This window comes from Marinagarivorans cellulosilyticus (assembly GCF_021655555.1).
GTDB classification, from domain to species: domain Bacteria; phylum Pseudomonadota; class Gammaproteobacteria; order Pseudomonadales; family Cellvibrionaceae; genus Marinagarivorans; species Marinagarivorans cellulosilyticus.
The window spans coordinates 267,665-280,816 of the sequence record NZ_AP023086.1 but is presented as its reverse complement, the minus strand read 5'-3'; the positions used below and the strand labels follow the sequence as shown (position 1 = coordinate 280,816).

The window sequence follows — 13,152 nt, the reverse complement described above, 5'->3', positions numbered from 1 at the left end:
GTGGGTCTGAGTTCTAACAACACGAGGAATTATCATGAATAGCGATCAATTTGAAGGGCAGTGGCATCAATTTAAAGGTGGCTTACAAGCCAAGTGGGGCAAGCTAACCAACGATGATGTCGACAGAGTGGAAGGTAATCGCGAAAAACTCGAAGGGGAGATTCAATCTAAGTACGGGAAATCAAAAGAAGAAGCCAAGAAAGAAGTTGATGACTTTATCGATAGCCTTTAACACCAAGGCTTATTTTCCTAGAGTCTAACAATACCCTTAAAACTTATTGTTAGACTTCCTTGTCTGGCACCATTTTAAGCAAGCCTTTTAAGGCCTTAAAGGCGCCGCTATGCCTATCTAATATTACTCGAATTCGCTAGGCCCATTTACGCGACGTACGCCATTTGATAGCTCAAAGCACGCTATAATAGTCAAATGACGTCATTCACAGAGCGCAACATGGTACTGGTAAAAATTTTAAAATTTGGCACGTGGTTAATGGTCGGCAGCCTGTGCGTATATTTGGCAGGCTGTAACCGCGATAAAGCTTTTAGCTGGATAAATCCGCCAAGTCAGATGATAGAAGGCCTACAGCATCACGTTGTTTACAGCCAATACGAAAAGACCGAAATGGGCTTATCCATTTTAGTGCCCGCGGAATATCAAAACACCCCCAACAAGCGCTATTCCGTGGTGTACTATTTACACGGTTGGGGCGGCAACGAAAGCAGTGAAATTAACGACATTCAAAAGTTCATTCAACGTATACCAAAACACAATAATGGCATGCCAATAATCGTATATCCCAATGGTGGACGAAGCGGTTATTTTGGATCTACAGAAAATAGAATCATCAAAGAATTAATTCCTTACATCGACAATAACTTTAAAACCATGGCATCACGTGAAGGTCGCCATTTACTGGGATTTTCTATGGGGGGTACGGCAGCCCTACGCTTAGCGTTAAAATATCCGGACCTATTCACCAGCGCTGCAAGCTTAGGCGGCCGACTTTGGCAAGGTGACGAAAGCCTAACCGAAGCTATTGATGTTAATCAACATAAAGTCAAAGCCTTTAAAACACGGTTATTATTTGTGCAAGGGGAACAAGATGGTCCGGATCAGTTCCATGCCGTTACCCGTAAATTAAGCGATTTAGAAATCCCCTTCAAAGCACAAATACTGCCCAACACCTCACACAACTTAACAAGCTACCTTGAGCAATCTGTTCTTTTCTACACCTTCTAGAAAAGCTAATTATTAAGGCATAAAGTCGGACTACCCCCCAAGCCTTAAGCCGGCGACAAAAACGGATAATCGGTATAACCCTCTGGGCCAGTGCCATAAAAGGTGTTTGGGTTTGGCTCGTTAAGGGGGGCTTTTTGAGCAAAGCGTTTTACAAGATCTGGGTTGGCAATATAGGCCTTACCGAAGGCCACTGCATCCGCCTTACCTTGCGCCAACCACTGGCTCGCCGAATTCAAATCAAAACCTTCGTTGGCAATATAATTACCACCAAATAACGTTTTAAGCTTGGGCCCTAAGCTATCATCTGCGGCGTGCTCGCGGGTGCAAATAAAGGCTAGCTCACGTTTGCCTAATTGCTCTGCAACATAGCCAAAGGTTTCGGCAAGATTATCATCGCCCATATCGTGCGCATCGGCGCGCGGCGCCAAATGCATACCTACCCGCCCAGGCACCCACACGTTTAACACCGCATCAGTAACGTCCAACATTAAACGCGCGCGTTTTTTGAGCGAACCGCCATAGGCATCGGTGCGCTGGTTAGTGCTGCTCTGCAGGAATTGATCTAATAAGTAGCCATTGGCACCGTGAATTTCTACGCCATCAAAGCCTGCTTTTTTGGCATTTTCGGCACCCACACGGTAGGCCTCGACAATAGCCGGGATTTCATCTGTTGCGAGTGCCCGCGGGGTTTCGAATGCTTTTTGCGGACGTACAAGGCTTACCGTGCCCGCAGGCTGAATCGCACTCGGCGCCACCGGCAGTTCGCCATTGAGGTAAGAAGAGTCTGAAATGCGCCCAACATGCCACAGCTGCAGCAATATAGTCCCGCCTTCGGCATGAACCGCATCAGTCACCCTCTTCCAGCCTTCTACTTGCTCATGCGACCAAATGCCCGGCGTATTCGGGTAGCCAACCCCCATAGGCATTACCGAAGTGGCTTCGCTAATAATCAGGCCCGCACTGGCGCGCTGGCGATAGTACTCGACCATTAACGCACTCGGTACACGCCCTGGCTCTGCACGGCAGCGCGTGAGGGGCGCCATAATAATGCGATTGCGAAGGTGTAAATCCCCCATAACGATCGGGTCAAATAACGTTGTCATGTTTGCTCCTAGTAGTTTTAGAAGGTTAAAGCCCTAAACGGTATTGCACACGCACAGCATAAAACACATTACGTTTTTAGCATTAACACAAAAATACCTCGGTTATCGCCATATTACGCAGCAAAGGCGCCATTGGTCGCATCACGAAAGAGATCTTCGCCACCATTGCCTATGCTTAAAGTCGGCAACCCTGCAAGCAGCATGAATGAGCGCAGGAAATAAAGACGTTAGATGAATAGCAAGCAATCTACCGCGACGCCCCTAGATGCGAGTAACATTATGAAACTGTTGATATTAACGCTGCTAATGCTCAGCCTCCCCTCGTACGCCTGTACGCTCGATGGCATTTGGAAATCCCACAAAAAAAGGACCTTAGCTGAGCTATACGGCAGCAGAATTACCAATAGCGAAAAGATGAAGCTCGCCAAAGTGTATGGCAAAGCCGTTATTGAATACAGCAATTGTAATACCAAAGTGGTGAGGTATAACGGCGGCACAACAACGAGCACATTTGAAATTATTGAAGATTCTCACGACTCCGTAGTGGTAAAAGATGTTCCAAGCGGTGATATGACATTACTCGTGAAATACGATAACTGCTACAAAATACCCGTCAAAGGAATGGCGTTTTACGAACATTATTGCCGGCAGTAAAATCAACGTCGCCGGCGCTAATATAACCATCCTAAATAGTTAAATTTCAGCTAAAGCCCCCCCTAAAACTTTTGCACTAATAAACCGCTCTCGCTTAATCAGGCGCTTCCATTTTACTACGCTTATTTTGTATTTTCTCAATAGCTAATTTCTCTTGATCCGTTATAAAATCCAAAAAATCACTATCGCTAACAAAGGCGTTACCCGCTACAGAGTTTGCATTCTTATCTCTGTTAGAAAATAAATTATTCTTATGCGGATGATTAGATAAGTTTACCTTTACAGCTGGGCTTTCCAGTGCCAATTTCTTAACGCGTTTCATACTCTCAATAAACTTGTGAGCAAGGTCCGGCTTTTGAAAATTTACGCCATGCCCACCCACCACAAATGCCCTATATCGCTTAGTGCCATCTTTCACCATGAAATCGATAGATAAATCACCCTCCGTATGCCCATGTGTAATATAAAATTTAAATTCAGTATCGCCGACAAGAATACGAGAACTGTCTTGTGCAAAAGATGTTACAACAGGGGGTAAAAATATTTTATCCCCGTGGCTTTTGAGCGCTTGAGATTTGGCTAGCTCAAACCCTTTTTGGGTCATAATAACTTTGGAGCTATGCAAGGCCTGAAGAAATTCAGCACCGCCAACATGGTCAGAATGACCGTGGGTTACAATAATATGCGTTACACTTTTATTGTTTAGGCCTAACTTTTTCAGGTTAGCGGGTATCCACTGGCTATAGGGGAAATCTAGCGTATCGATAATCACCAAGCCCGCCGAGGTTTCCACAACATACGAGGAAACCCACTTGTCGCCGATATAATACACATTGTCAAACATTCGGAATGGCTCGACGTACCCGTTATCACTCGTCATGTCTGGCACGCGTATTTCAGCGAATACAGCCATCGGAATAATCATAAGAACCATAATCAATTTATTCATTCAAGTTTCCAAGCAAAAACTATAAGTGTGAAATACAGTGCTGAGCGCTTAAGCCGGCAGCCCCTTGCAAAAAGCCGGCGGACTAACCGCCAATCGCCCAACTAAACTGCAACATTTTGTAATTAGGTGACGCTTATCTAGTTAATAAGTGCCGTGAGCATAGTATCTTCCCTGTAATACACTCACATAAAAAAAGGCAAGACCATGAAGACAACTCAGTTATTATTGTATCGGGTATTTTCGTAGGCTTAGCGGCCTGTGATGGCGCGCCCATTAATGAAAACAGTAGCTCTGCTGGCGCAGTTCGCTTGAATCAACAGCCTCATCAAGCAGCACACCCATTGTAGTACCGCCAGTAGCTTCTTCGAGCAGTTCATCGTCTTAGGGATTGGCGAGTGCCCGCCAGGCTTTGACTTTACCCCAGAAGTGGCCGTTATGGATATCGAGCTACGCTTAGATGACAATAATTACACTTGGGACGGATTTACCCTAGCCGTAATTATGCCACGCCTAGAAGTCGCGCAAAGCAAGCACGAAAAAGCCCGTTCAAAATGGGCTTTTTCGTTCAGTCTATTTTCCAAGGCACATGCCTGTAGCCTGCCCTATGTAACACTCAATAGCTACGTACAATCTTTTGAAGTGCGGGCAATACAAGGGGACACGCTTGTAAACTTAACGCCCTACATGGCGGCAACAAATACCAGTGAAAGCGGCAGGCTTATTGCTGGAGATAACGACTCCGGTACAAGTCACCCGTTAACAGATTGGAATGGCCTTGCTAAACAGACTGAGTCGGGCAAGGCTCCAGTAGTTACTATACCGAGGATACGGAACTAACGCTGTCTTTTAACAGTGCCCCGCCAATTCTCGGTGAATCATTTATTTTAGAGGTAGAAGCTACATTTAATGACGGTTCGGCAATAACCCGCAGGAGCGACTCGATAACTTTAAACGAGCAATAAACGACTACAAAACCCAAAGCAGCCGGCGTGTTCGCTCGCATAAAAACCTTACGCATATAGATCTACGAGCGCGCCTGCTGAAAATAAGCGAAGGCACATTCCATCAAAACACACTTGCAGTACTTAAGGGCCGCCCAACATATCGAGCGGCTTTGACGACACAGCGTTTAAAAAATACCAGGGAAATCTACTGAGGAGTTAGTGGGAGTTGCACGGCGCGAGCTCCAGTATTGAAATGCCAAACCATCTTCTAATTGGTAAAGATCATAAATAGCAGTTGTTTCACCATTCACAGTGGCTTCAGCCAAGACAAAAACAAAATCGCCATCGGCAATTACATGGTGAATTTTCTTGTACTCTCGACTCTCCATACGCCCTGAAGAATCTTGCGATAACGAAATACCTAAATAGTCTCGCGACAAAAGCCTACTTTCATCTAAATAAGTGCCAACACTTAACGTTGTTATGTTATCGCCTCCTGGAATCAAAACATCCTCGTATAGTGATGTAATCTGTTCACGATTATAGTGTGTCTTCTCTGCATCAAGAGTAGTGAAAACCGAACTACCAATACTCGCCGTAGCCTGGCCCCCATCAGAGTCCCAATGCTCAATGAATTTCCCATCGTCTAAGCGGAACATATCAAAAATAATGCCTGTGCCGCCATAACGCCCCAAAACCAGAGCTAAATCGCACTCAGCCCACACGCCATATATTTCGTATTCAACTGAACCCAAAAAACTCTGAAATACATTTCTAAAATTTTCTACACCGCTTTGCGCGATTGGATTATGTTGAATATAAGGGTCTTTCCAAAAGCGATCGATAGCACTCAGGTCCTTTTGAATAAAAAATTGCTCTAGGGCATCACGTGCCGCGCTGCGATTCACTTGCGCTAGCACATCGCTGCAGCGCGCCTGAGTAGAAGAACTTGAATACTGGCTTTCAGTACTAGAACTACTTGCTAGGCTACTACCTATTGCACCTTGAATAGAGCTTGCAGATTCCTCCGAAGAATAACGGCTCCCCCCATCACAAGCAGCCAGTACTAAGCAAACAGCTGCACCCCAAATTGCATACTTCATAAGTCCCCCCCAACTATTGTTTTATTAACCCGCTATTTAAAATTACCGCAACAACACCGCCATATAAAATTAATGGGCTTAAACTGCAGTTATTTCCATAAACGATTAAATCAAGCGCTAAACACTAACGTGCGTACAACCTGCATAATAATGTTAGAGCGTCAAAAAATAAGGACCAGCGAGCAGATTCGCTCAGCAAGCATAAAACGCAAAGCTTAGAGGCAAAAGGGTATAACTGAGATAGCAAGGAGAATAGACGCAGTTACGGCTCTGCTTTATTCACTGATTTTAATACGTGCCCTAAGGGCGCCTAGAAAAACAGTAATTTTTGTGAGAGCAAGGACGGTAGTGGCTGCTTAGAATAACGCATCGGGACAGGAGTCCCTTATTAGACATTGCACAATGTCGAGGAGCAGTTATCGGGGAGAAAAATGTCGTGAAGCAAAAAACAGTAAGCCGCTATCGCGGAAAAGCGCATTTTTAGAAGTGCCCTTAATAAAATTTTTGTCGATGAAGCTGCACCAGTGATCCGAGTCTAACGGTGGATTACTTGATTCCCCGCGGATCCCAAGTTTAAATTCAACCACCGAGCGCCACTCCAATGAACCTAAATCTGGCCCATGACCTTGGCCATCAGTAATACCCATCGCCTCCTCAACTAACGAAAACCAATCATTAGTGCAATGCGACACAGGAGCTTTATTTTCGCTAACGCATGCACAAGATGCAGTAACTAAAAGTAAGATGAAAACGCTGAATAATTTCACACTGCCTCCGCATAAATGCATAAAATCAAAGTATCACCAAACCTAACACAAAATTAGGCAATTACCCAAAGCTCCCCCAAAAATCACTATAACTACACAAATCTGAATTTCGCTAAGGTTGCTTTTCCCCTCCATAGCAAGCGCTACACTCAGCACCCCAACGCATTTTTGCATAAAAGAACTAGGCTTGAACTGGAGCAAAAAAATTCTGGATACCAGTACGACCCCCTCTGGTAGGCAAATCGGTCATGTAGGCGACCGGATAACTCTGTTTCTCGCGCAGCCTCCCGGTAACTGAAAACAACGGCATAGACCCGCTTCATTTTCGAATCGGCAATTTCAATCACCTCCGTACGCGGCAACTGCGAGTTCAGCAAAAAACACCACCGTCAACCAAAAGTACTTCATCCTTAACCAAATACAAAAAAAGGCGCCTGATCGTATCAGGCGCCTTTTAACTATTGCGTTTTTCTATTGCTTGGAGAGCAAAGCCGCGCAGAGCGCGCTATAGATTATTGGCAATCAAGCGGTAAGCGAATCTTCCGCTCGCCTAAGTCAATCTTCACTGCAGTTGCGCCATTACCACCGGCGCCTGCCCAGCAGAATAGCTCACCAACACTATTGGTTGCACAAGCCGCATCCTTGGCACCATTAATTGCGACGATATCGCTAATTGAGTTACCGCCTGTGGTTTTAATTTGGGTAGGAATACCACTGCCACCACCGGCGGCTTGGTCATTACTTTCACCAGCGCAGTAAACCGTCTTGTCTGCCATTAACCAGCAGTTATGCCATTGGCCACCAGCCGTTGAGGTAGCGCCGCCAGGCAATACCACCTGCGTCCAGCCACTCACGGGGAACTCTTCAGCAGGAGCACCTTGACCGCGACCAATGGTGCCACCGTCTTCGCCCCAGCAGTAAACACGGCCAGTATCAAACACGGCGCAGAATCCCATATCGGTGCCAGCGACACTGACCACTTTGCCATCAGGCTTGTTGGCCGGCAGACTTGCAGCAGCGTTACACACTAGCGCATCGTTGGTATCGATTGCACAGCAGCGGCTAGAACGACCACAGTTCAAATAAGTATATGAACCACTACCACCGAAATCGACTTTTGCGGCATTGCTACCGTTACTGCCACAAAAGGCCTCACCAGTATCATTCAAGAAGCAAACATTTGCGCCGATATCAGTGGTAACCGATTCGATCACTTTACCCAAGCCCTCAACCAACACCACATTGCTGCCTGCATCAGTACTTTGGTACTTACCACACTGCACATTACCGCTCGTCAGTGCGTAACAGATGTCTGAAGAATAACTACCTGCCGATACCGCAATCGCGTTATTTACGCCACCGATAAAATCGGCTTTACCTTCATGAATTTTGGCCACACCACCATCGTCAGTCACTACAAATATTTCGTGCTGCGAAGTCGAGCCTACACCTAAGCCGCTGTTAAGTGGGCAGTAACCATTTGCGAGCGGGCCAGTTTGATCAGGCTCAAGCGGTACAACAGGCGCAGGAATGAACTTTTCAGCAACACAGGCAGGTAGGTCAGTCGAGTTTTCACCGTTGCCATAATTGCCGCCAAAGTTCATCGAGGCGGTGGCACCTGCAGCTAAATTAGTGCCTGTCACTGTTACAACAGCACCAGAAATTGCGGTATTCAATTCTCCTTGCGGCTTGTTGTACAGCTGGTTGATATTCGCAGGGAAAGTCAGTGTCGCGGTCCACTTTTCCAGTGCTGCGCCCGTGGTATTAGTGACAACCACTTTGTTCACCTCAAAGCCGCTGCCGTATAGGTTGTGGCCGCTTGATGGGACATCACAGTCAATAAGTACAGGCTCCGACGCCTCTGAGCTCGCCGACGACGAAGACTGAACAGAAGGCATTGATGAGCTGACGCTGCTGCTAGAAACTGCGCAGCTATCGACGACATCCCGTACATTTGTCGCTACTTCTAAGTAATAAGCCACATCTTCGGCGCACTCTGCATCACTATTGGTACACGAGTCCAAGTGATTACTCATTGCACTTAAAATGTAGTTCGCTAGTGATGGGTCATCAGTTTTACCATAGGGCGGGCTGGCCACTTCGATAGCTCTAGCGGCCATGCCGAGCGTAGCCCCCTCGGTAATGCCGCCGTGGCAAAAAGTACAATCCCCACCGTAAACCGCTTCGCCATAATCAAAGCGTGCTTGATCAAGCTCTTCACAGTCAGCAACACTTGAGCTGCTCATAGCCATACTTGATGAGCTAACCACCGAGCTTGAAACCTGCGAGCTGCTCATCGCGCTGCTAGAAGATTCCACCGAGCTCGATGAAACCACCACAACCGATGAAGACTCCGAAGAAGCGACCTCTGACGACAAGCTTTCACTTGAACTGCTTACCGCCACTTGCGAAGAGCTAGACACGGGCTCGCTCGACTGAGCTGAACTACTAGAAGGCGATGTAGGCTCTGCTACACACGCCGATAACACTAACGACGCAGACGCAAGCAATAAACTGCGCCAGTGGCTAGCAACCCCTTGATGAATAATTTGTTTGGTCATAGTTACCCTCGAGAATTTTCACATTTTTTTATTCTAAAAACCGCAGCTAAGAGCAAAAAAACTTTAATGGTTCAACTGCGGCTTTTAGGTTTATTCATTCCGCACTCATCGAGCAGCGCAAATTGTTTAAAATTTGGACGGAATTTTAGAGGGTATGCACACCGTTGAACAAGGAAAGGCGCATCAAAACAAAATTAAAATACAAAGTTTAGATGTACCTCACAATAAAACGAATACATTGTGATAAAAATAGTGGATTTTTAAAAATGAAAAACGAAAGGCATGAGCGCTTCTAAAGATAGTGATTTGCCGCGAGGGCAGGGACAAGTAAAAGCTCCCACCTTGCCTGCCTTCAGCACACTAGGCAATAAAGTACCGCTCAACCCTCTGCATCGATTCAGGAGGTAGAGCGGTGCCCAATCATTTAACCCACCATTGATCAAGCTTTTCTGCACAGGGCTTTATGGAATCACAGCGGCCAATACAGTGGTGAAAATCGGTTTCGATGCGGGGCATATTTTCTAGCCATTCATCGCAATTAATTTCCAAACGCTTGAGTATTTTAGGTGATGCAAGTGCGATGGCGCCGCTCTTATTGGGTAGAATAGCTCGCCCCATCCAGTCGATGAGTTCAAGATAATCGCGCCAGTAAAAGGGAATAACACCTGTAGAGCGCTGCCCTTGGTCTAAGGAATCGGCAGTGGGAAGGTGATTCTTTTTAGGCGGTTTGCAGAAATTGGCCAACCTAATGGGCTTTTTGTCTTTAGCTTTTTTAGCGGGTTTATTCAAAGACTGAATGCGCTGCTGAATAGCCGTAAAATCACTGGTTTCTGGTAGCTCCGCCATGCCGGCGCGCACGGGGTTTAAATCGACATACGTCATGCAGGTAATAATTGCCTGCTCGTCGAGTAAAGCCTGGCTTTTAAAGCGTCCCTTATTTACACGGAAGTAATGTATGAAGGTTTTTCAGGAGCACAAAACCTTTCCCAGAAACGGCCAGTGTATTTATCGTCGGCACACTGATTTTTCTCCTGCAAAATTGAGTACGACCTAAATCCCTTTAGGCCTTTAGCTAAAAACGACTTAAGCATAAACGACGTGCAGGGATGCATTAATGCTGCGATGGCAGGATGCCATGGAGCGGCCAGCTAATGTCACATAAGCGGCTTCGCCATTCAGCGATTAGCTCATCGGCCTTCCATTGTTCCGCATCACTCAACGGTTTATTTTGTAACACCTTAAGGGTTAAATCATGGCCTTTAAATAACTGCATCCAACGCCGAATAACCGTTTTATCACTCCACCCTGCTGCTTTTTCCGCATCAATATGCAGTACCAAGTGATAGTGATTTGACAATACTGCGTATGCTGCGATGTCTAGCGCAAATATATCCCCAAGTTCAGCAAGTTTGTCCGATATCCATTCGCGACGATGCTCATAGTTTTTACCGCTGTATTTATCTTCGCCCATGAGAAATGAACGTTTAATACAGCGTGAGCAAATATGGAACCAGCTAGTTTGATCTAAAGAGATCAATGTTCTACGCGCTTGAGTCATAAAAAATTCAGTAATCAATACTATCCCGCACTCTTTCGATATCCTCTCTTTCGGCTCTCTTTCCTCCGCCTAGGTTTTGGATGCCCTATATTTTGTTATTTTTTAGATTTTATTTTTACGGGACCACCCCAAAAGACTTCCAGAAAAAGTTATAACTGAGATCAAATATTACTTAACAAAGACAGAGACAATACACACCAACATTTGAAGGATATTTTCGAAACGACTAACACAAGGAAGCATATCAGGCGTGAAAAACACAAAATCATAAGCCAAAACAAACCAGCCCCCCAATCAACAACACACTATAACCGTCTAAAAATATATTCTAAGTATAGAAATACCACAATCAATAACCACTTCAAAAATAACTTAACAGTCAAAATGACACATACCAAAAATTAATTTGACAGGAAAAAAGTAATCCAAAAAAACCTCTTAGGCGACAAAAAAAAGATAAATATCCTTTTAAAACACATCAACCAGCTGACAAACATTCACCAGTGCGGCACTTGAAGGTATAATTCGTTCGCGGGTTACATTCCAAGTATATAAACCCTGAATTTAAATCCGAGATATATCACTATGAACATATTCATAGTGATAAAGCGTGAATTCATTAAGGATAATTTAGTAGGCAAAATAAATTCAACACCGATAGTAAATATTTTTTCATATATTCTTTTGTATCTTTTGCTAAGAGGTAGCAGCAAATGAAGGTTTCCTATTTTTCATCGATTCTCGCACTCAAAATTGCATTAGTTAGTTCGCTCACCATGGCAGATAGCAGTGCTTCAGAATCAAGCCTGGGGTGTGAGCCACCAACAATACCCACCCCCCAATGGACGCACTGCGCCAACGAATATGGTTTAGGCCAACCTAATAGCTGTAATTTCTCAGGTCTTCGGCGTGTCAGGTTTGGCAATGGATCGCAATGGGTTGAAAAAAACGAATTCAACCAACACCTCGCCTCCAAATGCAATAGACGAAACTTTCCCAGCGCTGATTTTGATTGGACTGAAGGGCCTTATCGCTGCGAGTATTCATCCGTAATTGTCAAAGAGTCCATATCACCAGCCGAAAACTGCGAAAGCAGGCACGACTGCAACGGGTTTAGCATGCAGATGCCCGCAGGAGCCAACGGTGCCAGCGTCGAAAAGCTAGGCCGCGGCTCAGAGCCTACGCCAAGTGATCACGTAGGGGCGTTTAGAACGCTATGCACATTTTCACACTTTGCCTACAATGACCCCCTTGTTCACCCTGGCATCCCTGGGCGCAGCCACCTACATGCTTTTTTTGGCAACACATCTGTCAACCACAATACAGATCCATACCTTCTAGCTGATTCAGGGGATTCAACATGTAGTGGAGGCACACTGAACCGCTCTGCATATTGGGTGCCCGCACTACTCGACATGAAGGAGAAACGCCCGCTCATACCCCATAAATCAATTTGGTACTACAAAGGAGGATACCAAGGGCTAGCCAAAGCGGGATTTGATAACCTCCCAAAAGGCTTATCAATGATAGGCAGAGAATACTACTGGTCCTGCAATGACAACCCCGAGATAAAACACAAGTCCATTCCGCAGTGTAGTGCGGGTTCAGTAGTTACGCTAAGAGTCTCTTTCCCGCAATGTTGGGATGGCATGAACACATGGCTACCAGATGAGTCGCATGTAACAAATCCTGTAAATAGGGCTTGCCCAGCCAGCCACCCCAAGGCCGTTCCTCGGATCACATTGAACATCCAGTATATTGTCGAATACGAAAATCAAATAGACAATCTTATGCTCGCATCGGACATGGGCAATAATGCTCCAGGCTCAACGGCTCACGCCGATTGGATAAATGGTTGGAATACAGATATCAGCGCCGCATTTATCGAAAACTGCCTAAACTCACTGAATGACTGCCGTGCCAACCTGATCGGCAATAATGAATCCTTAAGATAGACTACCAACTTTCAAATAGGGCCCCTGTGATAGACCCACGGATAGGTCGATCACAGGGGCCTCTCTAAAAATTAGTTTTGAATACGCCGAACGTTCAATTGATTTTTTTCCAAACGATGCGGGTGAGAATCATAATCCTAGAAACCGCAGTTGAACCCACCAAAGTATGATTTAGTGAGGTCGCGGGCTCTTAAAATTTATGCAGGGAGAAACGACGGGGCTGCCATACTGACCTTACCGTTTTGGGCGAGAATTTTTCCATAATAACCGGATAGATAAGCGTGCTATTCAACACCATGAACTTTAGCGGTTTCTATC

12 protein-coding genes are annotated in these 13,152 nt (G+C 45.6%); 5 read left to right on the top strand and 7 right to left on the bottom strand.

Annotation, left to right across the window (positions count from 1 at the left end; all coding sequences use genetic code 11):
- Positions 1–34: 34 nt before the first annotated feature.
- Positions 35–232: a CsbD family protein gene (locus tag MARGE09_RS01060; protein ID WP_236985518.1), complete on the top strand. Its 198-nt coding sequence runs from the start codon at positions 35–37 to the stop codon at positions 230–232.
- A gap of 195 nt (positions 233–427) precedes the next feature.
- On the top strand, positions 428–1,240 hold the full coding sequence (locus MARGE09_RS01055) for an alpha/beta hydrolase (protein ID WP_236985517.1): 813 nt from the start codon (positions 428–430) through the stop codon (positions 1,238–1,240).
- Between the two features lie 44 nt (positions 1,241–1,284).
- On the opposite strand, the gene MARGE09_RS01050 is transcribed toward MARGE09_RS01055, so the two are convergent.
- Positions 1,285–2,343, bottom strand: coding sequence for an alkene reductase (locus MARGE09_RS01050; RefSeq protein ID WP_236985516.1), 1,059 nt, complete (start codon positions 2,341–2,343; stop codon positions 1,285–1,287).
- 279 nt (positions 2,344–2,622) lie between these two features.
- On the opposite strand from MARGE09_RS01050, the gene MARGE09_RS01045 reads away from it, so the two are divergent.
- A complete protein-coding gene (locus tag MARGE09_RS01045; protein ID WP_236985515.1) occupies positions 2,623–2,997 on the top strand; it encodes a hypothetical protein in 375 nt (124 codons plus the stop codon).
- A 94-nt stretch (positions 2,998–3,091) separates the two neighbouring features.
- On the opposite strand, the gene MARGE09_RS01040 is transcribed toward MARGE09_RS01045, so the two are convergent.
- Positions 3,092–3,946 (bottom strand): MBL fold metallo-hydrolase, encoded by an 855-nt coding sequence (locus tag MARGE09_RS01040; RefSeq protein ID WP_236985514.1) that lies wholly within the window; start codon positions 3,944–3,946, stop codon positions 3,092–3,094.
- Positions 3,947–4,381: 435 nt separating this feature from the next.
- Between MARGE09_RS01040 and MARGE09_RS01035 the strand changes: the two genes are divergently transcribed.
- On the top strand, positions 4,382–4,783 hold the full coding sequence (locus MARGE09_RS01035) for a hypothetical protein (RefSeq protein WP_236985513.1): 402 nt from the start codon (positions 4,382–4,384) through the stop codon (positions 4,781–4,783).
- Positions 4,784–5,075: 292 nt separating this feature from the next.
- Here MARGE09_RS01035 and MARGE09_RS01030 read toward each other — a convergent pair whose 3' ends face one another.
- The 5 genes from MARGE09_RS01030 to MARGE09_RS01010 all read right to left on the bottom strand — a co-directional run bounded on the left by MARGE09_RS01030 (position 5,076) and on the right by MARGE09_RS01010 (position 10,879).
- Complete coding sequence (locus MARGE09_RS01030) at positions 5,076–5,993, bottom strand: nuclear transport factor 2 family protein (protein WP_236985512.1); 918 nt, start codon at positions 5,991–5,993, stop codon at positions 5,076–5,078.
- A 416-nt stretch (positions 5,994–6,409) separates the two neighbouring features.
- Positions 6,410–6,760, bottom strand: a complete 351-nt coding sequence (locus tag MARGE09_RS01025; protein ID WP_236985511.1) for a hypothetical protein — start codon at positions 6,758–6,760, stop codon at positions 6,410–6,412.
- Positions 6,761–7,272: 512 nt separating this feature from the next.
- Positions 7,273–9,321, bottom strand: coding sequence for a cellulose-binding domain-containing protein (locus MARGE09_RS01020; RefSeq protein WP_236985510.1), 2,049 nt, complete (start codon positions 9,319–9,321; stop codon positions 7,273–7,275).
- A gap of 420 nt (positions 9,322–9,741) precedes the next feature.
- On the bottom strand, positions 9,742–10,203 hold the full coding sequence (locus MARGE09_RS01015) for a hypothetical protein (RefSeq protein ID WP_236985509.1): 462 nt from the start codon (positions 10,201–10,203) through the stop codon (positions 9,742–9,744).
- A gap of 229 nt (positions 10,204–10,432) precedes the next feature.
- On the bottom strand, positions 10,433–10,879 hold the full coding sequence (locus tag MARGE09_RS01010; RefSeq protein ID WP_236985508.1) for a hypothetical protein: 447 nt from the start codon (positions 10,877–10,879) through the stop codon (positions 10,433–10,435).
- A gap of 713 nt (positions 10,880–11,592) precedes the next feature.
- Between MARGE09_RS01010 and MARGE09_RS01005 the strand changes: the two genes are divergently transcribed.
- The gene (locus MARGE09_RS01005) at positions 11,593–12,834 is read left to right on the top strand and encodes a DUF1996 domain-containing protein (RefSeq protein ID WP_236985507.1); all 1,242 of its coding nucleotides are present in this window, start codon (positions 11,593–11,595) and stop codon (positions 12,832–12,834) included.
- The last annotated feature ends 318 nt before the right edge of the window (positions 12,835–13,152 follow it).

What these genes read in the sequence shown, in the direction of transcription:
- MARGE09_RS01055 (WP_236985517.1), top strand. Translation starts at nt 428, where the DNA reads ATGACGTCATTCACAGAGCGCAACATGGTACTGGTAAAAATTTTAAAA.
- MARGE09_RS01010 (WP_236985508.1), bottom strand. Translation starts at nt 10,879, where the DNA reads ATGACTCAAGCGCGTAGAACATTGATCTCTTTAGATCAAACTAGCTGG.
- MARGE09_RS01015 (WP_236985509.1), bottom strand. Translation starts at nt 10,203, where the DNA reads ATGACGTATGTCGATTTAAACCCCGTGCGCGCCGGCATGGCGGAGCTA.
- MARGE09_RS01020 (WP_236985510.1), bottom strand. Translation starts at nt 9,321, where the DNA reads ATGACCAAACAAATTATTCATCAAGGGGTTGCTAGCCACTGGCGCAGT.
- MARGE09_RS01040 (WP_236985514.1), bottom strand. Translation starts at nt 3,946, where the DNA reads ATGAATAAATTGATTATGGTTCTTATGATTATTCCGATGGCTGTATTC.
- MARGE09_RS01035 (WP_236985513.1), top strand. Translation starts at nt 4,382, where the DNA reads ATGGATATCGAGCTACGCTTAGATGACAATAATTACACTTGGGACGGA.
- MARGE09_RS01005 (WP_236985507.1), top strand. Translation starts at nt 11,593, where the DNA reads ATGAAGGTTTCCTATTTTTCATCGATTCTCGCACTCAAAATTGCATTA.
- MARGE09_RS01060 (WP_236985518.1), top strand. Translation starts at nt 35, where the DNA reads ATGAATAGCGATCAATTTGAAGGGCAGTGGCATCAATTTAAAGGTGGC.
- MARGE09_RS01030 (WP_236985512.1), bottom strand. Translation starts at nt 5,993, where the DNA reads ATGAAGTATGCAATTTGGGGTGCAGCTGTTTGCTTAGTACTGGCTGCT.
- MARGE09_RS01045 (WP_236985515.1), top strand. Translation starts at nt 2,623, where the DNA reads ATGAAACTGTTGATATTAACGCTGCTAATGCTCAGCCTCCCCTCGTAC.
- MARGE09_RS01050 (WP_236985516.1), bottom strand. Translation starts at nt 2,343, where the DNA reads ATGACAACGTTATTTGACCCGATCGTTATGGGGGATTTACACCTTCGC.